The organism is Aquimarina sp. TRL1, from assembly GCF_013365535.1.
GTDB lineage: Bacteria > Bacteroidota > Bacteroidia > Flavobacteriales > Flavobacteriaceae > Aquimarina > Aquimarina hainanensis.
On sequence record NZ_CP053590.1, the window covers coordinates 4545026 to 4570860 of the forward strand.

Below are 25835 nucleotides of genomic sequence, written 5' to 3' on the forward strand. Positions count from 1 at the left end.
TTATAAACTTTACCTCTAAACTCTCTCTTTTTAAAAGAAATGTCCATCTCTGTTATGAAAACTCAAATGCCCTAACGTCAAAGAAAGCGTTTTATGTGCTAAAGCTTTCTTAATTTTTTTGTAAACAAATATTGCTGAGTACTTTTCAGTGATTTTTTTAGCCAGGATGGCATCATCTGTAAATATAAAACTGGTTTTTTCTTTTATAAAATGCTCCATTAGTGCATCTACAATAACTGCTAATTTCTTTTCTTCTTCTACCAAAAAGTATTTTATATTAAACTCTTTATTATTAACCACATAAGAGAAAAAACCAATAATTTTTTCACCTTCCTTCACCGCAACATTGGTTATATACACCTTACTACTCAATCCTGCGAGTAATGACTTATAAGGAAACGTATCTCCTGGGTTTACCTGTGTATATTGTTTATAATCTAATTGCCAATTAACATACTCTTGCGTCTTCAGAATCAGATCATCCTTGCACAAAGGCGCTATAAACGCCCAGAGTTTATCGTCAATGGATTGAGGGTATTCATAAGATAATACAGCAGTTCTTTTTTTAATTCCCCAGTTATTTTTATTCCTTACTAAGAAAGCGACTGTTTTATCAAGCACTTTTAACACCGGTTTAAACGGTGTTAACTTCGGAAATCTCCCAACGAGAATAGAGGGTTCTACACTAAAAAAAAGTGTAAATCGCTCTCTGGCTAACAAAACATCAAAAGGTTGTTTTTTATAAAACTCATTGACTTCTTCTGCAAATGATTTGATAATGACCCTGCTTTTAGTCAACCCTAAAGCTTCTCTATAAAAATACGTTCCTAATACTGTATCCTTATATTTTTTATGCACCCACCACAATAGCATCCAATATACTTTCTCTACTGTTTTTTCTACTGTATTAATCAAATCAGGAAATAATAGGATGTAAGCCATTATTTTTCCTTTTTCTACAGCTATAATACCGCAATAATCATCTTCTTCAATTCGATTGTTCTGTAGCAACCAAGTCGCTTTACTTTTCGGTAAAGGTGCTACTTCATCCTTCCAGAATTTATTTGATTTTACAGCTTCTCTTAACGTTGATTTTGTTATTGGAATTATTTCCAGATCTTCCCCCATTGGTTTAATTTACAAAATATGTGATCGTTCGATTTCTTGAATTGTTTTAATAATAATTTTTCTTCCCTGCTTGGCAAACTTTGGGTATAAGGTATCAAAAGTGTCTCCTTCTTTTACCTTAATGGCTTTCTGACATAATATTTTCCCTTCATCTACCTTATCATCAATTATATGAGTAGTAATTCCTGTTATTTTTACTCCATATGCCAACGCATCCTGAATGGCTGTTTTAGTCCCCAAAAAGCTAGGAAAAAGAGACGGGTGGATATTGAGTATTCTATCCGGAAATGCTTTTAGCATTGCCTCTCTAATAATATACTTATAATTAAGCATAAAAATAAAATCAATTTCCCGCTCCTTTAACACCTGAATCAGCTTCTCTTGGTAGGCTACTGCACTGTCAAATTCTTTTCTAACCAACTGTAGTGTTTCCACCCCCATCTCTCTGGCTTTTTCAGCAGCTCCACATGGTTCTTCCTGATAAACAACAAGTCTTATTTTACTTTTATCGAATTTCTTATTATCAAAAGCTTCTAATGTATCTTTGGCATTTCTACCCCAACCTGTCACTAAAATCGCCCAATTAATTTTCTTTTCTGTACTCATCTAAATCTACTATTACCGAATTAGGGTCTACTACTACATCTTTTGATGCAATTACCTTAACCACGGTACTTATTATTATTTTTACATCCAATAAAAAAGAGATGTTCTCTACATAGGTTACATCTAACGCCAGTCTTTTATCCCAGGCTAACACATTTCTTCCTGAAACTTGTGCCAGACCTGTTATTCCCGGTAATACTGTATGCCTTTTTCTTTCGTTTTCGTGATAATAAGGCAAATACCGAATCAACAGGGGTCTTGGTCCTATAAAACTCATATCGCCTTTTAACACATTAAATAGTTGTGGGATTTCGTCTAATGAGGTTTTTCTTACGAACTTACCTATAGTTGTCAGCCTGTCTTTATCCGGAAGCAGATTGCCTTCCGCATCTTTTTTATTATTCATTGTCCTGAACTTTATAATACTAAAGATCTTCTCTCCTTTTCCCGGTCGTCTCTGAACAAAAAAAGGATAGCCTTTATTAGCTATAGACAATAATATAAATACAACTAAAAAAACAGGAAATAACAACAGGATAAGTACGAATGCAAAAACAAAATCAATCCCCCTTTTTACATAAAATTTATACACTAATCTGTTATTAAAAAGTATTCCATTTGATAAAAATAATGTCTTATTTCACTCCTTTAAGATACATCAAAAATAAGACATTGAAATATTCCTTGTAAGGGGAAAAATACCCTTTTTTTACTTTTTTAAAGTAAGATATTTCTATGTTTTTTCCTACAGTGCAGAAAAAACTATTAGTTTTTCATCTCATTAACCATAAAACGCCGCTTACCAGAATCCAGAAGAGGAATTTCATCTACATACTCTACAGATATGGTCGCATCAGCTCCTAAAAAGTCTCTGTATTTTTTGATAAATTCTGCTTCTCTCTGAAAAACTCCTTCAATATTAATTTTAAAAAGATAAACGCCATGATCTTTTTGAATCAACTGACATTGTTTCAGCTCCTGGTAATGATTCGCTACATACATAATATTAGAGTATATAGCTTCTCCTTTTGTATCCGTAAGTACGTCCATCTTTCTACCTTCTATACGACATAAGATTTCTTTTCCATCAATCATATGTTTAGCTCCTATATCTCCTGTATCATATCGTATAACCGGCATGCAGTAATTATAAAGGTCTGTCACCACAATTTTTCCTATAGCTCCATTTTCTACAGGAGTATTAGTTTCTATATCGAGTATTTCTACGTAATAACTGGCTGTATTGATGATAAAACCATCTTCTTCAGTATGAATTTCCTGCGCTATGATTCCATTTTCTGTATTAGAATATCTCGATATCGGATTAATCCCGAAATATTTCTTCATAGCATCTCTGGTATAATCATTTAACTTTTCTGAGATCGTAATAACAGAAACCAGCTTACCAGGTAACGGACTACTGTTTTTTTCATCCATATACCTACAAATCTTTTCTATAGCAGACACATACCCTAACCAACTCATCGTTGATTTATTTTTTCTCAGTTTGTCCAGAATGTCTTCTATAACATGATTTTCTTTTAAACTAAAAACATCAACCGGAATGATATTTTTAATTTTATTGGTTAGAAATGACTTTTTACCATATGTCTTCCATAACCTAAAATAGGTCAATTCATTTCCCAGGGTATAACCACCTCTTTCAGAAAAGTAAATATTATCAGCTGTATTTCTATCTCTTTTAGACATATCATGGAACAACCTAAATGGAGTCCCTGTTGATCCACTGGTAAACACCTCCTGCTTGGGTTCATCTATATAGGATGCTGCTTGAAAACCATTAAATTGGTCTCTGATTATATTTTTATCGATAATCGGAAAATCGTGTATAGATGAGTATTCCCTGTATTTTTTGTAAAAATCAGTACTATGAACTGCATGGTCTAGAATATTGATCAAGCTATCATCTTTTTTTGCCATTACTTTAGGGTGTAACGGGTTCTCTATAATGTATTTTATATCTTGATAATGATTTTTGACCTTACCTTTTTTTACTTTATCCATAAACCAAAAAAAGTTCCGTCTTAATAGTTCTGCATTTCTCATTAGGGCGTAATTCTATATCACTATTTTACCTCGTTCATAATTTCCTTAAACAAAGGATGTTTTAAGTATCCTCCATAAGCAATATCCGGTGTAATAAAAGAATTGTTATCATTTCCTTCTATAATAACAGGACCTTTGTTACTAATTGCTATATCCCATCCTATAATCCGGTCTGGAATATAAATAACTGCTTTTTTTATCAATTCGCATGCTTCTTCAAAAAAAGGTATTTTATATTCGTCAAATACCACTTCTGTATCCGGATGGGCTTTTAGCTTATTCCCTCCATATTTCATCAATTGATGGGTTTCTCCTGACAGTACTCCTTTTTCCATATTTACCGAAAGATAATACCCTCCCGAACTTCCATTATCGATTACACTACCTCCTGCTCCAAATCGCATAAAAGCGGATAAAATATGAATGGTTCCTTTTTTATCAATATACGAATCAAATCGAAGTGTATTGATACTATGCGGATAAATTTTATTTATATCGTCATGCTGTATGACTACTTCCTGATAAATACAATCATTAGACAATAGATAATCTCCATACTTTTCCAGCTGTTTTTTCAAGGTATCTTTCCGAACCAAAAAACAACCATTCCCTCCCATGTCTTTGATAGATTTTATAAAAATCTCATCCTTCATTTCTGTTTCAAACAAGGTACTAAAAAAAGAATGCAACTCTTTTGTATCAGTAACAGACACTCCCTTTTTTTTATAAAAAAATGTATTGTTTAGATTATATCCTATGAGTTTTGGAACTGGTAATCCATTATATTCCATATACACAGCAAATGACAATTTATTTCTAAGAATCGAAGCATACTGATATTGATGCATCTTCTTAGATAAAGTTATTTCATCCACCTCTTTGCTACTGAGATAATCGGTATAGTTTGTTACATTTTTTCGATATAAAAATTTTCCGAAATAGAAAAAAGGAAGTTCTTTTTTTACAAACCAAAAGACAATAGCTTCCTTTATTATTTTTAAGATAGGTTTTCTTTCCTTATCATTTAAAAAAACTGAAATTCGCTGTTTCATTACGAAGCGCTACTTAAAAAAATTAATGTTGTTGTTCCAAAAGCTTCGTATACTCTTCCAGTAATGAATCCCATATAAATTGTCTTTCATAATCTTTGACGATTACTGCTCTGGCATTTTTAGCCAGACGGGTATACAAAATACCATTTGTCAATATTTCTTTCATTTTATCGTATAGAGAATTGGCGTCTTTTACAGGAATAATCATACCATTTACCCCTTCTTTTACGATCTCATTACACCCATTAATATCAGTAACAATACTCGGTAGTCCCATAGCCCCTGATTGCATCACCACATTAGGAAATCCTTCTCTATAACTAGGAAATGTAAGTACATTAGCTATTGCGAAATAAGGTCTGACATCATCCTGCCACCCTAGAGATATAATATTCTTATTGGTCTCAATCTCGTCTTCGGTTTCTTTTGTTACCGGATCCAACTCTTTTTCAAAAGGACCTACCAACAGAAGTTTCACTGAATCATTCTCTTCATTTATTTTTCGGAATGCATGAATTAATTCATTAATTCCTTTATCTGTTACTAAACGTCCTACAAACAGAAAAACAAAATCCGAAGGAGTAATTCCTAAATCTTTTCTAAAAGCATCTTTCTCGTTTTCAGTATATATAGCAGGATCAAAATGAGCAGTATCAATCCCATTAGAACTACCTTTTCCAATTACTTTTAACTTGTTTGGTTTTGTATACTTATTCTGTTCTATAATATCTTTTAAGCCATAAGAGTTTGGGTATATTTTGCTTGCACAGCGATACGTAATTTTCTCTACTCTATCCAGTAATTTTCTTTTACTTCCAGTAGCTACCAATAAAGGGAGTCCTGCAATGGTGTGTAACCGTATCGGTACTCCTGCTAATTTTGCAGCGATCATTGACAAAGTCCCTGCTTTTGGAGTATGGCTATGTACAATATCAGGTTTTTCTTTCCTGAAAATTTTATATAATTGATAAACCGCCTTTAAATCCTGTAATGGGGTAATTTTTCTGGTCATTTCTACCCCAATGACTGGTATTTGTTCTTCTTCTGAAACCTTTTGAAGCTTATCCCCACCTGAACTCGATATTCCTTTTATATCAAAATACTGAGACATGAATTTTAACTGCCCTTTTAGTAATCCCCCTAAAGACAAAGGAACAGTTGTTACCCTTATAATTTTTTTCACTGTGTTTTAAATCGTTATTGTGTGAAATATGATGTTTTTGTGATACGACAAAGATATATCTTAATTTTCATATTTATATGGAAATCCTGTTGATATTCTCCAAAGATAATTCTGAAAAACAAAAACCATTTTTCTTATAAAAATGCATAAAAAAAAGATGATTTTATTTTCTTTGCTATTTTGATTTTTACCTTTTGTATTTTCTTGTTAATTTTTATTACAAAACCGTAATCAAAAAAGCTCCTTCTCCTATATTATTAAATATTTGATTTTCAAACAGGTATTATTACCTATTAAGGAAAAACCATAAAATTTATATAAATTAACAATAATTAACTTACTGATTTACAATTAGTTAAATGTTAATTTTAACTTAATTTTAACACGTAATAATATAATATATACCAAATAATCACGTTATTTATTAGCACCTTAAATCTATTAAATATATTACTAATGAAAACTACCAAAACCTATTCCCTGATTCTATGTTGCTGTTTTTTCTTTCTTGCGTGCAGCAGCGACAATGAAGTCATAGAAGATCCTGTTGTTGTTCCCCCTCCAGGTGTCGAAGAACCTATCTCTGATGCTCCATGTAAGTTTAACTTAAATGGAGACCTACCTGTTAATGGAGTGATGGTTATTGATTGTATTTTAGACCTAGACGGAAAAACAATTGAACTTCCTGAGAATTTTAAATTTGATTTTGATGGAGGTATTATTACTAACGGAACCTTAAAATTTAACGGCGGTTATATTGACGGAAGACTTCTAAATTCTAAATTGAAAATAGAAGGCTCTACCAAACTAAAAAATCCAGCTTATCAATTTCTTCCTTCGAGATGGGAGATTGTGCAAGGAAAAACTACTCAAGAAAACGCACTGAGAAATAAAAAAATCCTGGAAGATAATTTTGAAATGGCACAGGCACTTAAAGCTGAAAGTTTTTCTATAGGTGCTATGGATGCCTATTTTTATATTGCGGAGGAGTATGTAGAAGGAAATTATTATCCGACTTTGGAAGCAATTAATGTGCCTTCCAACTTTACTTTGATTATGAGTAATGATACGCATATACGTACTTTTCCTAATAGCAGTTCTAAATACAGTTTATTAGCAGTACACGATGCTGAGAATATTACTATTAAAGGAGGAAATCTATACGGAGATAGAGATGAACATAATTATGCCGGTGGAGGAACTCATGAATGGGGACATGTACTGGCATTGAGATCTGCTGTTAATGTTGTTATTGATGGAGTACGCGCTGTAAATGGTGCGGGAGATGGAATCGATATTAATAGTATCGGTTTTACCCACACACCAGAAGGTTACAAACCTTCTAATAATATTATTATTAAAAACTGTATTCTCGATAGTAACAGAAGAAACAACCTAACCGTCAGTGATGGTAGGGATATCAGAATTGAAAACAATCAATTTCTAAATGCCAGTATTAATACAGCACATTCTACAGGAATAGCTCCCGGATTTGGAATTGATATTGAAGCAGAACGGGAAAGAGGAGATGATGGAGAACTAATTTATGATGAAATGGCTAGAGACATCCAGATTGTCAATAACATAGAAAGAGGAGGAAGAAAAGGAGCGTTTCTTGTTTTTATCGGATACGATATTCTTATTGAAGGAAACCAAACTGAAAATTCGATAGGGTATTCTTTTGGAAATGGAATAAAAATCAGAAAAAATAAAATTACAGCTGTTGGGTCTGATAAAACTGAAGGGACAGCAATTCTTGCAGGAAGAACTGCCAATAGTGAGACAATCTATAATAACGATATCTCTGAGAATGAAATTATCGGATATAATGTAGGTATTAATGTCAAAAACAGAGATACCAAAGTATATAAAAATGTAATTACTGATTTTACTACGGCTATCTTCCCTAGTCAACTAGAAAATTCTGAGATCTATTCTAATACACTAAACAGTTCCAGAAAGGACAGTCGAGGGATATTTGTTTTTATGACGAGTGTAAATAATATTACACTTAGGGACAATGATATTACCGTTACGTCCAATCCTATAAAATTTGCCAGTGTCAATCTTGAGCCAGAAGCACAGAACTGGAAAGTAACAGTGACTAAAAACACTACCCGATCTCCTGTTCATAACCTTATCACTATGTCGCACAATATCGATGTGATTGATAATCACTTCTTTCAGAGTTTTGAAATATACGACTCTAAGAGTATTGAATTATCCAAGAATAGAATCGATACTAACAGAGATGGAATTCATTTAAAAAACACCAATCTCAGTATAGGCATCAAGGACAATCATATCAATGTAGATCCTACTAAAGAATGTATTATCGTACAATCAACGACTAATGATGGAGAAGTACTTATCTCTAACAATACCTGCGTACAATAATCGGACCCCTCTATATAACAAGCTTCAATTTATGTTAGTACATTGAAGACTTAAAAAATTATTAAACTAAAAAGCCCTCGAAACGAGGGCTTTTTTTAATGATTCATGTATATGTTTTTATACCATTTCTGAAAACAGAAAAAAGTCCATACCTTAAAGGTATTATCCCTTCCGTTTATATGATCTTTTACCAATTTAGTTATTTTATCTTCCTTGAAGATATGCTGCTCTTTAAGAAAAGAAGGAGCTATAAAGCTCTCTAACTCTTTCTTTAATGACGAGCGTAACCAATCTCCGACAGGAACTCCAAAACCTGCTTTTGATTTATCTAAAAAACCATCTGGAAACTGATCTTTAAACGCTTCTTTGAGAATAAATTTTTTATCCCACCCTTTCATTAAATATTCTGCAGGCAAAGAATTCGTATACTTCCATATTTTTTTGTTTAAAAATGGAGCTCTACATTCCAAAGAAGTCAACATACTGGTTCTATCCACCTTGACCAGCATATCCCCCTCTAAACTCATATGTTTATCTATGGTACGATATTCAGTAAGGTTTTTTGGAGAAGATATTCCTGTGGCATTCTTATAATAATCAAACACACTATTTTCTAAATACTCTGGAGATAGATATTCTGATAGACTATCTGATGCATATCCTAACGAAATAATGTCCCAATAATAATTATCTGTATAGTCTATCGCATTCAACAACCTCTTTATTTTAAATCGTTTTCCTCTTTTATCATCTTTAGTCTTAAACAGGGATTCTGATGTGTTTAGAAGCAATTTATGCGCAGCTTGTGGTACCAACTTTGTATATCGTTGATTTATACTTCCCATATAATACTTGTTATACCCTCCAAATACTTCATCTCCTCCATCCCCTGTTAATGCTACTTTTACATGTTCACTTGTTTTATTAGCCACGAGATAACTCGGCAGAGAGGAAGAATCAGAAAATGGTTCATCAAAATTCAAAAGAATTTCACTAACATTATTCTCCAGGTCTTTTTCATTAATAATAAACTCATGATGATCACTATTGATCATTTTGGCAACAACTCTGGACTTATCAGTTTCGTCGTATGATTTCTTTTCAAAACCAATAGAAAAAGTGTTGATTTTTTTTGAGCTGATCTGCGATAAACACAAGGAAACAATCGAAGAGTCAACTCCTCCGGATAAAAATGTCCCCAAAGATACATCTGATACTGATCGGCTTTCTACACTCTCTTCTACTAATTTTTTGACTTCTTCTCTTGCATTTTCGAAAGAGACAGACGAAGTAGTTGCCGGTGTATCTTTTTCGATTTCTTCTATTTCAAACTCATTTTTGGTCAGGTCATATACCAAATAATGATTAGGTTTTAACTTATATACACCTTCGTATATTGTATAAGGTGATGGAATGTAGGTAAGTCTAAAAAATAAATTAAGCCCTTGCTTATTAATGGGAGGTATGGTCGGTAGTGTAGAAATAATTGATTTTAATTCCGAAGCCCAGATAAATTTATTCTGTTGCTGCGTATAATACATGGGTTTTTCTCCAAAATAATCTCTTCCGATAAAAACTTTATGAATGCTTTTGTCATAAATACTAAAACCAAACATTCCATCAAGTTTTTTGAATCCTGCCACCCCTTCTGTTTCATACAACTTTAAGATTACTTCTGTATCTCCTTTAGTGGTAAAATGAACTCCATTTGATTCCAGCTCTTTTCTAAGCGTTCTATAGTTATAGATTTCTCCGTTAAAAACAATACAAATCTGCTTATCCTCTGAAAATATCGGTTGATTCCCTGTATCTAAATCAATAATCGACAACCTTCTCATTCCCATAGCAATTGCGTAGGAATCATTCGAATCATGAAAAACTCCATCACTATCCGGTCCTCTGTGAATAATACAATCATTCATCAATGAAATATCTCTTTTCAGTTCTAAATCATCTTTTGAAGAAAAATTGATAAAGCCGTTTATACCACACATATAGTTAAATTTCTTAATTTGGTTTATTACTACTTTCCTAACATCTTCTTGAGCATTGATGCTTGTTTAAAAAAGAAGAGGTTATACCCAAGTAAATATTTTCTAAATAAATTTTTATTTCTATCAGTTACCTTATGATTTATATACAAGAGGTTTTCTTTTTCTAATCGTTGTTTAACTGATGTAACTTCTTTAAAAGGGAAATTATACTTAAACATCTGAAAGAACAGATCAATATTGGTCATTGTCATTCTCTCATCAAAAAAAGCAGTATTCTCCTTATTTTTTATTTCATTTTTTTCTCTAAAGTTTTTGATATTTTGCAATATCAATATAAGATCCTCTACATATTTTCTTTTCTTATTAATATCGGTAGATCTCGTTATAGAGCCTGCTGTCTGTAGGAATTTTGCAACAATCGTATCAATAGCCATGCATCGTTCTGCAAAATACAAGGCACGTGTATTGAATTCAAAATCTTCTCCATAGATTTTCTCTAAAAAAACCAGTTTATTGTCTACAAGAAAACTTCTGCGATACAATTTATTACAGGCAGAGTTCATATATTTCATATCACGGTAATACAGAACTCCAGATTTTACTTCTCCTCCTCCATCATAAGCTACTTCATAAATCACATTTCCCTGTTCATCAATTCCTTGTGCTCCATACTCTAGAATATCTAATTGATTTGCTGTAGCTATATTTATTAAAGAAGGAATCACTCCATCTATGTAAATATCATCCGCATCAAGAAAAAGCAAATAGGTCCCGATAGCATGTTCTATTCCAGTATTCCTAGCTCCTCCCAAACCTTTATTTTCCTGAGAAATCACTTTAATTACCGAGTATCGGGACGATAGCTGTTTTGCCTTTTGCTCACAATTATCAGGAGAACCATCATTGATCATCAAAATTTCATAATCCGCTTCATCTAAGCCTTGTCGCTGTACAGAAGCTACGCAGGTTTCTAAATATTGTGCTACATTATACATCGGAATGATAATGCTTAATTTTTTCGAATCAATAATATCTTTAACCATAATATATTGTAAACATTAAATAAGTAAAACCGAAATAGGCTACAGTTACCAAAGCGATGTTTAACTGTTGATTTTTAAAAAACTGTTTTTTTAAGAAAGGATAAATAATGATTAATGACATTAAAAACCAGGATAGATACGCAAATCGATTGGAGAAATTCGCGGTAATCACCAGTACCCAAAATGTATTGGCTATTAAATAGGTGTTAAATAATTGATTGTATATCTTATCTTCAAACTTTCTTTTAAATATAAAATACCATCCTGCCAACACCGGAAAACTACTATAAAACAAGAAATCAAATCGGAATCCCGAACTTTTTATAGACTCATCCAGTTCACTCGTCAGATATCCTGATAAACGATCATCTCCAAATCCAATACTTGTAAACAATCCTACCCAAAAACTTCCTGTAGCTATCGAAATAGGAGTTGCCAAAAGCCAGGCGTATAAAAAGTGTTTCGGGTTATTATAAAACACGGTGATCAGAAATGCAGAAACCGGCAGTACCAAGGATTTATGAAACAATGTAGACATAAATAACAATGTATACATTATGATTTTTTTATTGTAAAAAGAAACTGCTAAGAGGAATATAGAGGTAGCCAAACCATTTCTAATTCCATTGGTACCATATGTCCAAAAAGAAAAAGCAATGATAAACATAAAGAAAGAATAGAACCAATATTCTTTAAAGTACTTTTTGGACACGATATACATCGGAATAATATAAATGATAGCACAGATAAAAAAGAACGTATTAACATCGACTACTAATGCACACAATCTCATAAAATTATGAAAGAAAACATCTTCTGTAACATAGACACTACCTCCATTTGCATAATGGTCAAAATGCAAGGCATAGGTACTCATATCGATAAAATACTTCCCACTTACTGGTCTATATCCTATATAAACCGTCAATAACAGAAGTGTAATAATACCGATTCCTTTTAAGAAAAAAATATTTTTAATATCATTTATCTGTAGTACAACACTATGAAGCAAGATAAATAGTACTGTAATCATACAATAGTATAAATACACTTCATAATAATACTCTAATGGGATAAAATCAATCATGTAATTTCTTTCTCAAAATAGATTAAACGGCTTTGGTATCTAAATAATTGCTTATCGTATGAGATACTTCGAAAAGTTCCAGATGTTTTTTAAGTCTATCAGCATCTTTATAGAATTGATCCGTTTCAAAAACAGTGTTTAATGCTTCTGAAAACTGCACTTCTTCTGTTATGAAATCTTTCGTCATATCAGGAAAACTCAACGAACCTTTGAAAAAAGTTGGCGTAATAATTCCATAAGCAGTCATAAGATTATGATTGATTTCCCCATCTGTTTTACCTACATCCATAATTTCCAGCAGTCCTTTAGTACAATTCGACGTCACAACCGGTGTCCCCAATGCCAACGCTTCTATGATGACATTAGGCGTTCCTTCATAGTACGAAGATAATGCTAACAACTTTGCTGCTTTGATAAACTTAAAAGGGTTGTTATGTCTTCCTAAAAAAAGAATACTGTCCTCAATTCCCAAAGTCGTAATTAGCTCCTGAATATACTCCTGACACTCTCCTGCTCCATCGCCCAAAAACACCAATTTAGTCTGAGGAAATTTTTCCAGATGTAACTTAAAAGCTTTAATAAGATGCCATGGTGCTTTAACCAGTGAAATTCTCCCTACAAAAACAATAAAACGTTCCTTTACCTCTTCTGATATTTCATCAATGGGCTCTTTCCCCATGCTTCGAATTTTATCAATATTGTGAGGATTGTAAATAACTGATAAGTTATGCTTAAATCGATATCCGCAATTTTCGATCAGATCATCTTTTACTGCCTGACTGATACATACACATTTATCCAGGTACTTATAAGAGGTTTTATAAGCAACCTTACTAATCGTATTCCACAAGTTTTTACTGATTAATTCCTTGCTTTTATAGGAGTGAATACTTCCAATTTTATAGTTTTTAGTAAAGGTCAGGCTATTAAAAACATTGGACATATCCCCAAAGGAAATACTATGAGTAATTTGGTGATTTTTAATTATTTTTCGAATTGCAAAAGGGCATTTTAAATAAAAAAGCATTCGGTTTTTAGCTGACATCTCAGAAAAATCCTTATCAGACAGAAACAGCTCATCTTCATTAAAATTAATAATATCATTCTCCAATCGTATTATTTTCAGACCTTTTACATAGATATCATGTGCTTTAAAATAATTATAGAAATACAGTGCCAAGCGTTCCATTCCTCCCACACTACCATATGGCATTATCAATAAAACCTTTTTCATTATTTTTTGATTAATGTGTTAAATAGATGATCCCAAATTGGCATTACATGTGCTACTTCATATCGCTTTACATGTTGCAAAGCCTTCTCTCCCATTTGCAATCTTTGTGTTTTATTCTTCATTAAACCCGAAAGAGTTTCTGCAAAGGTTTCAATGGCTCCATTTTCAATTAAAAACCCATCCTCGCCATGTGTAATAATATCAGTCGGTCCACATGGGCAATCAAAAGCAACACACGGTACTCCTACTGACATTGCCTCTATTAACACCATTCCAAAACCTTCGGATCTGGAAGTCATAACATAGATTGATGCTTCTTCGTATTTTTGTTTTATATCTCTAACCGGATTAAAAAAACGTACACTTTCTCCCAGTTCCATAGAAGCTGCCATACTGCTATACGTTTTGGCTTCATCCATTTTTCCATATATCTCCAGGGACCAATCCGGAAAATCAGTATGTATTGTCTCCCAGATCTTCAGCAAACGATCAATTCCTTTCTGAAATACATGACTTCCTACAAAAATGAGTTTATTTTGTGCATTGGGATTTAGCTCTTTATTAACCTCAAATGATAATGGATTTGGAATCACATGAATATTTTCATTCGTCCATTCAGTGAGGTTATAATTAGTGAGTACTATAAACGCATCATATGAACGTGCACCTATATCCATCAAACTGCTCATGATAGCATACTTACATCTCGTAAGTAGTCCGGGATGATCTACATTTTTAAAAATGTTTTTAGAAGCATGACGCTCATACAGTATTGGGATTTTCTTTTTCAGAATTTTAGGAACAAAGAAACCTTTTAACCCATCATCACAAACAGAAATAACATCCGGTGACACTAGATCTACTACTTCATTTATTTGACGTTTATATTGCTTAAAATAAGCAACAGGATTACCCGATACATTCAAATCATGAAAAACTATTTGATCCGAAAAATCATAAAAAAGTTTTTCCTTGCCCTGATTCAGGGTAATCATATGAATTTCATAATCATAATGCTGAATCAGGTAATTGGCTTTTATAGCCAATACCCTTTCCAATCCTCCTGAACCACAAACCTGATTTGTAATGTATAATAGTTTCATAAATTAGATTGATACTGCATTACCGATGAAGGTCTTACATTTTTCCTTCAAAGGTTCTGCTAATTTATGATGTAATCCCAGGTTGGTTACTTTTGTATCTTTTGTAATTTGTCCTTCCAGACCAAAATTAGAGGTAAAACTTCCATCATCTTTTACGTCTACTCGGTTAAACAATTCTAAAATCCCATCAAATCTACAGGTATCTACGAAGGTATTAAACCCATTCACAAAAATTACAGGAGTTCCCATTGCCAGACACGGTAATGCACAGTGTATTCTGGATGTCACCACAAATTTTGCCTTAGCATATTTTTTCAGGCATTCTTCTGCATATGCAAATTTTTCTTCTTCGGTTTGTTTTCCGGATGGAAGAACCTGAGTTACATAATGGGCACTTTCTAACAATTCCTGATCGACTATTTTTTTCAGGTGATTTTGGATTTTACTCAGCTTAAAAGCATCTCCATTCAATACTCCTTTTACAAAATGCTTAGATGTCAAAAATAACTTTTCAGAAGTTGGATAGTTATAAAAAGGATCTACTATATAGATATCATCTCCTCTCTCAGCATCATCCACTTTGTAATTATCCAATGTTAATGTTAAACACCCTGTAAAATACGCATCAATCCCTTTTTCTTTTAGAATCTGAACTGTAAACTTATCTCTACACCCAATAGGTTCATGTTTTTTCAGGTATGCGATTCCTTTTTCTGTTAGCATGTATGGTGCCGCTGTAGAATTCATATGAAAAGAAACCAATAATGGATCAATTTTATCCGTTGGCACCCAGTGATGAATGTTATGCGTAAACCAACCGTTCATAATCAACTTAATGGTTTCATCATTATATTCACCTAATTTCTCTCTGTTCATAAAAGTATCTACATTTGGCAAGAATTGTCTTGCTGCCAAACTTTGGACATAATCACCTACATTATATGTTTTTGGTCCTTCCGGATACGTTAAAAGCCCGTATTTCATCTTTGTAATAATTTCAGAGTATTAATTTTTATTTTTATTGTGTATAATCAGTTTCTCAAATATCTGTAAACTTTATATAATCCAGGGAATTTCTGTCTTAGTATATATTTTCTTCTCTGGTTTCTCTTTACTTTTTTCTCATTTTTATTGACAATCTCGTCCAGGTCTAATGAGATAAACTTATCGAGATATGCTTGTTCTTTATCCTTGTCCTTCAGTACAAAAAAGGTATCAACAGCAGCTGCTTTATCCTGTATACAGGTCCATTGATATTTAAGTCCTTTAGTCATCACGCAATCCTCTCCAAAATTCTTAAAAATCAATTCATAAAAATTATCAGGAACATCAAAACCATAAGGCTTAGGATCTGCACCGGATAAAATCAAACTCAAAATAGTGCGCTGACATTTATGACATACATTACAATTGTATCCTTTTCGTTCATCTGCATAACACACCCGTAATTTTATTTCAAAATCAGAATTTTGAATAAAATCAACAACCCCATCTACTTTATCAGTTCTTTTTAAATGGTATCCATCATGTGTGACTTTTGTATTCGCCCACTTCATATTTTCATCAATCAATGGTGAAGACCCCCAACTATAACTAATTTCATTAGTAGCAGAAGCCGCAATATTGATATCTGTAAATTTGTATAAGTAACTCAAAGGCGCCAATACTCCCAGCAGTGCCATTCCGTGTTGTACTGCTCCCCACCAACCTAAATCTGCCAGTAGCTCTACTTTATATGTATAAAACTCTCTAAGGTTAGACTCTACATAAAACAACCTGGACAAATCTAATATTTCTTCTTCTTCATTAAACTTTTTGAATTCCTTCCATCGCACAGTATCATCAATAGCAACATCTGCTCCATGAATAGAAATCAAATATGGATTTCTATGGTAATTCCTAGTCAATGAATCATAAGAATCTAACCCTCCGCTGAATAGAAGAGATGTATTCGTTCCGTCTATCTGATTCTTTACGATATTATTAACATGCAATGTCCCCTTAATTTCTTTTTCCGGATGAAATTTAATGAACTGTTCTTTTAATATCTTTAATGAATTATAGAATGTCTCATCCAGCTCATCGATATATACATCAAATCCTACAAACCAAGAAATAGGCATTATATTAGATAGCAATGGGATTACAGCCAAACTTTTTGGCACAGCACTTACATCCTTATCATACAAGACATAATATAAGTTGTCCAAACGAAAATATTCTTTTATATCGTTACTTACCGTATAATGATATGCTATTTTCTGTCCATTTTCTTCAAAGCTAATACTATCTAGCTTACATGTTTTCATTTCTTATTTTTTAAAATTTTGATAGAATTGAACCTATTGCGTTTTTAAAAATATCTTTTTCATAGGAAACCATTCCTAACAGATACATTAAACTTGCATAACACAAGCTATATAATACCCCTTTAAGGATAAAATTAAACCATCCTTCTCCCGGCAGGTAATTTATAAACCATCCTATTATAAAAACCAATATCGCTACGGGTAGTATCTTATTTATCAACTCTTTAAAGAATCGAAAAATATTTAATTTTATTACTTTATGGTAATAAATATTCATTACATTTTGAACAACGATCCATCCTATTAGAGAACCAGTTATCATCCCTAACGCTCCTTTTTCTTTTGCTAAAAGAGCTCCTATTCCTGTTCCAACAAGCATAAAAGTTAAGTATAAAACAGCCTTGAAAGAAAGTTTATTTTTTGCTTCTAAAATAGAATTTCCAAATGCCTGAACCAACGGAACCGTATAAGCAACCATTATTAGTAATGCAATTACCCATGAATCATAGTAATTTTCTCCTACCCATAAAAACACGAATTGCTTACCAAACAACGAAAAAGCAGTTAATATGAATAATAATACCATAAATGATAAACGTCCTACCTTAATCATCATAGATGTCAATTCTTCTCCAGAAGCATTTCCAACAGACATTTTGGTCGCTCTGGGTAAAAATACTCCAGAAATAGCCGTAGAAAACGCTCCATAATAGCTCCCCAACATAATTCCTACTCCGTATATGGCTAATACTTCGGGAATACTAATTCCTCCCAAAACAATATGTCCTGCTTTCCATTGAAACATCCCTACTAATGCAAATACAAATACCCATACAGAGTAACCTAGTATCTCTATGACAAAATCATTACTCCATCGATGCAGTTTAATTTTGACATTCAGTTTTCTGAATACAAAATATATAGACGATAGAATAATAAATACATTCAGAACAGTATCTAATATTACAATTGAAAGTGCATTTCCTCCCATATATAATAAGGCTACAATCATGACAGACCTTACTAAATACCTGATAATATTTAACGTCTTGGGAAAAACGAACATTTCATATCCAGAACAAATTCCTGTAAAAGACCCTCCTGGTAATGAAATCGTTAAATTAAAAATAAGAATCAAAAACATCTTTTTAGACAATGCTATTTCCTCTTCGGACATTTTTGTAAAATAGTCTTCTAAATAAAAATAAAAGACTGTTCCAACACTGGCAATAAGCAGTGCTATAAAAACATAAATAAGCAATACTGTCGCTAAAAAATTTTCTTCTCCTTTTTTATCTTTTTCTGCTTGATATTTTGCTACAAACCTGACAATGGTATTCGTAAGCCCAAAATCCAGAACAGAAATAGAACCTATTAAGGCACCAATAGCTGTATACACTCCATATTCAGCATCTCCAATTTTGGAAATGATAAACGGTGTAAGAACCAATCCAATGACATTGGTTAATACAATAGTCAGATAATTGAGAAAAGCCCCCTTTTTTAATTGACTCAATGTAATACTATTTTTGTGTGAATATTATAATATAGGTTATATGGTTCTTGGTTACAATCTACCATTCACCAGAGATGTATCCAAGATCCCTTTGACATCGTATAATACTCCGTTTTTATTTAATAATTTCTGTAGATCCAAAGAAAGGAATTCTTTATGAGCTACTGCTAATACGACAGCATCAAACGTTTCTTCCGGTAACTCTGTTACTGTTTCCAGTTCATATTCATGTGCTACTTCTTCAGGGTTCGCCCAAGGATCATAAATAGTAATATCTGTTCCGAAGCTTTTTAAATTATTAATTACATCAACTGCTCTTGTATTTCTTACATCCGGGCAATTTTCTTTAAATGTAATTCCTAGTACTAAAACTTTAGCATTTTTAATTTTGATATCCTTTTGTACCATCAACTTAATAACCTCAGAAGCCACATATTGCCCCATACTATCATTAAGTCTTCTTCCTGCCAGTATAATTTCCGGATGATATCCAAATTCCTGAGCTCTTTGTGCTAAATAATATGGATCAACACCGATACAATGACCTCCAACCAATCCAGGTTTAAAGGGTAAAAAGTTCCATTTTGTTCCTGCTGCCTTTAACACATCATTGGTATCAATCCCCATTAGATTAAAAATCTTAGCCAATTCATTCACAAAAGCGATATTGATATCCCGTTGAGAATTTTCTATAACCTTTGCTGCTTCTGCTACTTTAATTGTAGGAGCTAAATGCGTTCCCGCAGTAATTACAGACGCATATAATGCATCTACCTTCTCTCCTATCTCTGGTGTAGAACCAGCAGTAACTTTTAATATTTTTTCTACGGTATGTTCTTTATCTCCTGGATTGATTCGTTCTGGAGAATACCCTACATAAAAATCTTTATTAAACGTAAGACCGCTTATTTTTTCTAATACAGGTACACATTCTTCTTCTGTAACGCCAGGATACACAGTTGATTCGTAAATCACGATATCATCCTTACTCAATACCTTTCCTACGGTTTCACTTGATTTATATAAAGGAGTAAGATCTGGTCTGTTATTTTTATCAACAGGAGTTGGCACTGTTACTATGTAATAATTACATGTTGCTATGTCGTTCAAATCATCAGAACAAAATAAGCCTTGAGCGTCAGAAGCTTCTTGCTTTAGCACAGATTGTAATACCGTATTATCAACTTCTAAAGTACTATCAACACCCGATTGAAGCTCTTTAATTCTATTAGCATTGATATCAAATCCTACTACCGAAAATTTAGTAGCGAATAATCGTGCCAATGGCAGCCCTACATATCCCAGTCCAATGACTGCTATTTTGATGTTTTGCATGAGTTTTTTTAGTTAATTAAGATGAGTGTGTTTATTTCAAGTTTTCCCAGTACCACTTTACAGCTTCCTTTAACCCTTTTTTCATATCGAATTCAGGCTGGTAATCCAATAAATCTTTTGCTTTGTTAATTGATGCTAACGAATGAGGAACATCTCCTTTTCTTTCTGGTCCATATGCTACTTCAACCGCTCCTATTTTTGCATCGTAATCAGATAAGTATTCTTTGAGCAATACCACCAGCTCATTAAGTGTTGTTCGTTCTCCAAATGCCGTATTATAAACCTCATTAAGAGCTGTTTCATTTTCAGAAACAATCGCCTTTAGATTCATTTGCACCACATTATCTATATATGTGAAATCTCTGGAAAAACTTCCATCCCCATTGATTACAGGAGATTCGTATTTCATAAATAACTGAACAAATTTAGGAATAACTGCTGCATATGCTCCATTAGGATCTTGTCTTCTTCCGAACACATTGAAATACCTAAGACCAACAGTATCTAGATTATATGTTTTCTTAAAATTGTCCGCATATAACTCATTCACATATTTGGTAATTGCATAAGGTGATAATGGTTTCCCTATTTTATCTTCTACTTTTGGCAAAGATTCAGAATCTCCATACGTAGAAGAACTGGCTGCGTAAATAAAGCGTTTTACCCCTGCATCTCTGGAAGCTACCAGCATATTCAGAAACCCTCCTACATTAACATCATTACTGGTAATAGGATCATTAATCGACCTGGGAACAGAACCTAGGGCTGCTTCGTGTAATACATAATCTACTCCTTCGCAAGCTTTATGACAATCTTCCAGATTTCTAATATCTCCTTCTATAAAACTGAATTTAGGATGTTCCTGTAGTTCTGAGATATTCTTTTTATGACCTGTAGCAAAATTATCTAATCCTACTACAGTACTTCCTACTTCTAGTAATTTTTCACAAAGATTAGATCCTATAAATCCGGCAGCACCGGTAACTAATATTTTTGACGAACTGAGTAGTTTCAGTTGATGTGTATTCATGAATTTAATTTTTTAGCCCCTTAATTTTTTAATTAATTGGTCAAATTTCCAATTTTAGACAGTGCGAAATTAAGGTATAACAGTAGAACATCCAACTAATAATCAGGGGATTTTCCCCCTATTTTACATCCCTATTATTTGCGAATATCATATTCGCAATATCCTAAAGATTTTTCAATAAAACATTCACAGTTTGTTAACAAATAGTACAGAAATCACATCTTTTTTTGTCAATATCAAAATTGAAGAAGTGAAAATAATTCCTTTTCGAATCGTTTTTGAGGCAAATATTGCTTTTCAAGCTCCAAATCGAATGGAATTGGCGTATCTAAACTACCCACTCTCTTTACAGGGGCATCTAAATACTGAAAACAATTTTCTGTAATCTTAGCTGAAATTTCAGAAGCAATTCCTCCAAACAAAGAATCTTCTTGTAGAATAATTACTTTGGCTGTTTTCCTGACAGAAGCATATATCGTTTCTTCATCTAAGGGCTGAAGTGTCCTCAAATCAATTACATCAGCAGCAATTTCAGGATTTGATGCCAACACTTCTAATACCCAGTGAACACCTGCTCCATAACTAATAATAGTTACAGCGTTCCCTTCTGATAATACGGCTGCTTTTCCTATGGGAGTCAGATAATATTCTTCTGGTACTTCTTGTCTAATATTCCTGTATAATGCTTTATGCTCAAAATACAATACAGGATTAGGATCTTCTATAGCTGATAATAACAAGCCTTTAGCATCTACAGGAAATGCCGGATAAACCACTTTTAAACCGGGAGTTGTTACAAACCAAGATTCATTCGTCTGACTATGAAATGGTCCTGCTCCTACTCCTGCTCCGCAAGGCATCCGTATCACAACATCTGCACATTGTCCCCATCGGTAGTGAGACTTGGCTAATAAATTAACAATTGGATTAAATCCCGAAGATACAAAGTCTGCAAACTGCATTTCTACCACTGATTTCCCTCCGGTAACAGCAACCCCATAGGCAGCAGAAATAACTGCGGATTCACATATCGGTGTATTTCGAACTCTATCTTCTCCAAATGTTGCTACAAAACCTTCTGTAATTTTAAAAACCCCTCCATAAGCCGCTATATCCTGCCCCATCAATACCAAGGTTTCAAATTTCTCCATTCCCTGAAATAAGGCTTGAGAAACAGCATCAATAAACCGAAGTTCTTTTCCTGAAGTTACCCCCGGAAGATCAATTGTTTCTTTATACCCCATAAACACATCATTCAATTCTCCTTCCATATCCGGTACTATTGCCTCTTCCTCATTAGCGCGCCTCCAATGCGTATCGATTTCCGTTTTAATAATCGCTTTTTTCTTTACATCTTCTCCAATAGACAGTATTCCCTGATCAATCAAAAACTGACGATAATTCATTAAAGGATCTTTTGATTCCCAATGCAAAATCAATTCCTCCGGTACATATTTTGTTCCACTAGCTTCTTCGTGTCCCCGAACTCTAAAGGTTTTAAATTCTATCAATACCGGTCGCGGATTATACCTCACAGAATCCGCAATTCGTTTCACCTGATGATATACTTCCAATACATTATTTCCATCGATAATATGAGACTCCATTCCATACCCAATCCCTCTATCAGCAATGTGCTTACAGTTATATTGCTGATCCGTAGGTGTTGATAATCCATACCCATTGTTTTCTACGCAAAACAAAACAGGAAGTTTCCATACAGAAGCGATATTCATTGCTTCATGAAAATCTCCTTCACTGGTTCCCCCATCTCCCGTAAACACTGCCGTAATATCTCTTTTTTTCTGTAATTTATGTCCTAGAGCAATCCCACACGCCACTCCCATCTGAGGTCCCAAATGAGAAATCATTCCAACAATTTTATATTCCTGACTCCCAAAATGAAAAGAGCGGTCCCTTCCTTTAGTGAAACCACTTTTTTTTCCCTGCCATTGTGCAAAAAGCCGATATAAAGGAATATTTCTTGTTGTAAACACCCCCAGATTCCTATGCATAGGAAGAATGTATTCTGACATATCCATTGCAGCGGTTACACCAACAGATACGGCCTCCTGCCCAATACCACTAAACCATTTTGAGATTTTACCCTGACGTAATAACAGGAGCATTTTTTCTTCAATCAATCTAGGCTTTAGCATTTTGAGATACATGTCTAGCAACGTATCATTCGAATATTCTCTTTTTTCAAAAGTAATCTGTAGTTCGAAATCCTGTGGTGTTTCTCTCATATAAAAAACATTTATCTAGTAAATATACTTAATTTTAAACTAGCCTTCTTCTACTTTTTTACCATACATAGAATAGAAATCTACCCGCATAAAAGAGCATATATTATTAGTTAAATTCACTGTAAATCCTTATTTTTCCAGCTACAAAATAGTCAAATTGATCAATTAGTAAGGAAAAGACAAAAATCAAACTCCCATTTTGCTGGTTTATTTAAAATAGAAGTTATTTTCGTTTTTCTAACCTAATTTTAATTAAATTACATATGAACAATATCCCAAGTGTTGATTTAGCTGATTTTTTGTCTGACGACCCAGCTAGAAAACAAAAGTTTGTAAACGAAATCGGTAGTGCATATGAAGAAATCGGATTTGTTTCATTAAAGAATCATTTTTTAGATGATGCATTAGTAGCTAGTTTATATAAAGAAGTAAAGGATTTCTTTGCCCTTCCTGTAGCAACCAAGAGAAAATATGAAATAGAAGGCTTAGGAGGTCAGAGAGGATACATTTCTTTTGGAAAAGAACATGCCAAAGGAAAAAAAGAAGGAGACTTGAAAGAATTTTGGCACTTTGGTCAGGAGGCTGCTCCTGATGCAAACCTAATTGAACAATATCCTCCTAATGTACTTGTAGAAGAACTCAACGACTTTAATACCACAGGAATGAAAGCTTATAAAATGCTGGAAAAAACAGGTATTTATGTTTTACGAGCCTTAGCCATATACATAGGATTAGAAGAAAATTATTTTGATCATTGGGCGACAAATGGAAATAGTATCTTACGCCCTATTCACTATCCCCCTATTACAGATGAGCCAAAAGGAGCTGTTAGAGCTGGAGAACATGGGGACATCAACCTGATCACCTTGCTTATGGGAGCATCAACAGGAGGACTACAGGTAAAAAGAAAAGATGGAGCATGGATTGATGCAATTCCTGCAGAAGATGAACTTGTTATCAATGTCGGAGATATGCTAGAACGCCATACCAATAATAAATTACGATCTACTATACACCGAGTAGTAAACCCTCCCAAAGAACAATGGAGTGAACCCAGATATTCGATTCCTTTCTTTATGCATCCAAGAAGTGACATGAAACTTGACTGTCTTAAAGAATGTATTACCGAAGGAACCCCTAAACAATACGATGATATTACCGCAGGAGAATTTCTTCACCAACGTCTGGTCGAAATAGGATTAATTAAAAAATAAAAGACGATTATGGACTTACAGGATCAGTTAAAAAATTTATTTCCTGACCACCAATCATCAGAAGATGAAAACACTAATGAAGAAGAAGATACGATATGGATGCAGGATGATCCCATGATATGCAAATACGAGAAAAGAAAAGGTAAACCTATTACAATTATCGAAGGATATACCGGCGCTGATAGTGATTTTAAAAAACTGGCAAAAGAATTAAAAACCACCTTAGGAGTTGGAGGAAGCTTTAAAAATGATGCCATTATTATTCAAGGTGACTATAGGGATCGAATTATGCAAATCCTGAAAGACAAAGGTTTCAAAACAAAAAGAGTTGGTGGATAACTAAAATAATTTGAAAGAAAAAACACTTCATATTACCAATGGAGACAGCCTTACTGAACGTCTCGAAAAACTACAACTAATAGATGGAGACATCTTAGTTTGGAGAGAAATGCTCTGTGAGGGACCTACTCAAATTAAACTTGAAACAGAAGAATCACTGCAGCTTAGAAAACAATTCCTAAACAAATACTATCGTATCCCGACAAATGGATACGATAGTAAATTCATACAGGAATTACAAAAATTAGAACAAATAAATACGTATGATACAATCGTACTGTGGTTTGAATATGACCTGTTTTGCCATATTAATATGATTGCCGCTATTAGCACTATTCTACGATTAAAAAAGAAAGAAATCCCTATTTATTTAGTTTGTAGTGGACGAATTGAAGGGCAGAAAAAGCTAATGGGATTATGCGAAATTTCTGAAGCACAATTAAAAGCACACTACGCTAATAAAGTATTACTTTCTATAGATGATTTAGAATTCGCTTCTCATATCTGGACCCTATATTGCGAACCTAATCCCAAACGAATTACTGGTTACATAAAAACGGAATCTTCTTTTGAATACTTATCCATTTGTCTAAGAGCTCATCTCCATAGATTCCCCAGTATTGATACAGGCTTAAATATTCTGGAAAATAATATTTTAGAATTAATTCATACACATCAAATCAAAAATCTCAAGCAATTAATGGGATATTGTTTGGAATATCAGGGATATTACGGATATGGAGACATGCAATTAAAACGGATTATTGCTAAACTTTTTCAATTCCTGAACCAGACTCCTAACCGACTCCAATTATCTGACAGAGGTATATTAGCCATCGAAAAAAACAAAAATTTTTATAATACCATGACTACTCAATGGTATTACGGGGGAGTTCTTAAATATCAATATCTGTACAATAACGAAACTAATCGACTATTAAAATTATAA

At 33.3% G+C, this 25835-nt stretch carries 21 protein-coding genes; 4 read left to right on the forward strand and 17 right to left on the reverse strand.

Translation table 11 applies throughout. The features are described from left to right. Nucleotides 1–30 precede the first annotated feature (30 nt). The 6 genes from HN014_RS18690 to HN014_RS18715 form a co-directional block, all read right to left on the reverse strand. Nucleotides 31–1128: a hypothetical protein gene (locus tag HN014_RS18690; protein ID WP_176030364.1), complete on the reverse strand. Its 1098-nt coding sequence runs from the start codon at nucleotides 1126–1128 to the stop codon at nucleotides 31–33. Between the two features lie 9 nt (nucleotides 1129–1137). Further along, a complete protein-coding gene (locus tag HN014_RS18695) occupies nucleotides 1138–1734 on the reverse strand; it encodes a formyltransferase family protein (protein ID WP_176030365.1) in 597 nt (198 codons plus the stop codon). Further along, on the reverse strand, nucleotides 1712–2326 hold the full coding sequence (locus HN014_RS18700; protein ID WP_176030366.1) for a sugar transferase: 615 nt from the start codon (nucleotides 2324–2326) through the stop codon (nucleotides 1712–1714). The genes HN014_RS18695 and HN014_RS18700 overlap by 23 nt, the downstream gene beginning before the upstream one ends. A 173-nt stretch (nucleotides 2327–2499) precedes the next feature. Then, a complete protein-coding gene (locus HN014_RS18705; protein ID WP_254884040.1) occupies nucleotides 2500–3759 on the reverse strand; it encodes a CoF synthetase in 1260 nt (419 codons plus the stop codon). Nucleotides 3760–3821: 62 nt separating this feature from the next. Beyond that, nucleotides 3822–4853 carry a sugar-transfer associated ATP-grasp domain-containing protein gene (locus HN014_RS18710; protein ID WP_176030368.1) on the reverse strand — a complete coding sequence of 344 codons (1032 nt, stop codon included), beginning with the start codon at nucleotides 4851–4853 and terminating at the stop codon, nucleotides 3822–3824. A gap of 22 nt (nucleotides 4854–4875) precedes the next feature. Further along, entirely contained in the window at nucleotides 4876–6036 is a 1161-nt protein-coding gene (locus HN014_RS18715) for a glycosyltransferase family 4 protein (protein ID WP_254884041.1), read from the reverse strand. A gap of 456 nt (nucleotides 6037–6492) precedes the next feature. On the opposite strand from HN014_RS18715, the gene HN014_RS18720 reads away from it, so the two are divergent. Continuing rightward, nucleotides 6493–8433: a hypothetical protein gene (locus tag HN014_RS18720; RefSeq protein ID WP_176030369.1), complete on the forward strand. Its 1941-nt coding sequence runs from the start codon at nucleotides 6493–6495 to the stop codon at nucleotides 8431–8433. 95 nt (nucleotides 8434–8528) lie between these two features. Here HN014_RS18720 and asnB read toward each other — a convergent pair whose 3' ends face one another. The 11 genes from asnB to HN014_RS18775 form a co-directional block, all read right to left on the reverse strand. Continuing rightward, entirely contained in the window at nucleotides 8529–10427 is a 1899-nt protein-coding gene (asnB, locus tag HN014_RS18725) for an asparagine synthase (glutamine-hydrolyzing) (RefSeq protein ID WP_176030370.1), read from the reverse strand. Between the two features lie 29 nt (nucleotides 10428–10456). Next, nucleotides 10457–11470 (reverse strand): glycosyltransferase, encoded by a 1014-nt coding sequence (locus HN014_RS18730; protein WP_176030371.1) that lies wholly within the window; start codon nucleotides 11468–11470, stop codon nucleotides 10457–10459. After that, nucleotides 11463–12557: an EpsG family protein gene (locus HN014_RS18735; protein WP_176030372.1), complete on the reverse strand. Its 1095-nt coding sequence runs from the start codon at nucleotides 12555–12557 to the stop codon at nucleotides 11463–11465. Before HN014_RS18735 ends, HN014_RS18730 begins: the two co-directional genes overlap by 8 nt. 22 nt (nucleotides 12558–12579) lie before the next feature. Beyond that, on the reverse strand, nucleotides 12580–13791 hold the full coding sequence (locus HN014_RS18740) for a glycosyltransferase (RefSeq protein ID WP_176030373.1): 1212 nt from the start codon (nucleotides 13789–13791) through the stop codon (nucleotides 12580–12582). Beyond that, nucleotides 13791–14894 (reverse strand): glycosyltransferase family 4 protein, encoded by a 1104-nt coding sequence (locus HN014_RS18745; RefSeq protein WP_176030374.1) that lies wholly within the window; start codon nucleotides 14892–14894, stop codon nucleotides 13791–13793. Before HN014_RS18745 ends, HN014_RS18740 begins: the two co-directional genes overlap by 1 nt. Before the next feature lie 3 nt (nucleotides 14895–14897). Further along, complete coding sequence (locus HN014_RS18750; protein ID WP_176030375.1) at nucleotides 14898–15878, reverse strand: polysaccharide pyruvyl transferase family protein; 981 nt, start codon at nucleotides 15876–15878, stop codon at nucleotides 14898–14900. Nucleotides 15879–15925: 47 nt separating this feature from the next. Beyond that, entirely contained in the window at nucleotides 15926–17203 is a 1278-nt protein-coding gene (locus tag HN014_RS18755; protein ID WP_176030376.1) for a hypothetical protein, read from the reverse strand. Between the two features lie 10 nt (nucleotides 17204–17213). Continuing rightward, nucleotides 17214–18719, reverse strand: coding sequence for a lipopolysaccharide biosynthesis protein (locus HN014_RS18760; protein WP_176030377.1), 1506 nt, complete (start codon nucleotides 18717–18719; stop codon nucleotides 17214–17216). Between the two features lie 51 nt (nucleotides 18720–18770). Next, nucleotides 18771–20054 carry a nucleotide sugar dehydrogenase gene (locus HN014_RS18765; protein WP_176030378.1) on the reverse strand — a complete coding sequence of 428 codons (1284 nt, stop codon included), beginning with the start codon at nucleotides 20052–20054 and terminating at the stop codon, nucleotides 18771–18773. 31 nt (nucleotides 20055–20085) lie between these two features. After that, entirely contained in the window at nucleotides 20086–21084 is a 999-nt protein-coding gene (locus tag HN014_RS18770; RefSeq protein ID WP_176030379.1) for an SDR family oxidoreductase, read from the reverse strand. A 236-nt stretch (nucleotides 21085–21320) separates the two neighbouring features. Then, nucleotides 21321–23255 (reverse strand): thiamine pyrophosphate-dependent enzyme, encoded by a 1935-nt coding sequence (locus HN014_RS18775; RefSeq protein ID WP_254884148.1) that lies wholly within the window; start codon nucleotides 23253–23255, stop codon nucleotides 21321–21323. 341 nt (nucleotides 23256–23596) lie between these two features. Between HN014_RS18775 and HN014_RS18780 the strand changes: the two genes are divergently transcribed. From HN014_RS18780 to HN014_RS18790, 3 genes are read left to right on the forward strand one after another with little or no spacing between them, the layout of a single operon-like run. Beyond that, a complete protein-coding gene (locus HN014_RS18780) occupies nucleotides 23597–24547 on the forward strand; it encodes an isopenicillin N synthase family oxygenase (RefSeq protein WP_176030381.1) in 951 nt (316 codons plus the stop codon). Between the two features lie 9 nt (nucleotides 24548–24556). Beyond that, nucleotides 24557–24886: a translation initiation factor gene (locus HN014_RS18785; RefSeq protein ID WP_176030382.1), complete on the forward strand. Its 330-nt coding sequence runs from the start codon at nucleotides 24557–24559 to the stop codon at nucleotides 24884–24886. Between the two features lie 10 nt (nucleotides 24887–24896). Continuing rightward, nucleotides 24897–25835: a DUF1835 domain-containing protein gene (locus tag HN014_RS18790; RefSeq protein ID WP_176030383.1), complete on the forward strand. Its 939-nt coding sequence runs from the start codon at nucleotides 24897–24899 to the stop codon at nucleotides 25833–25835.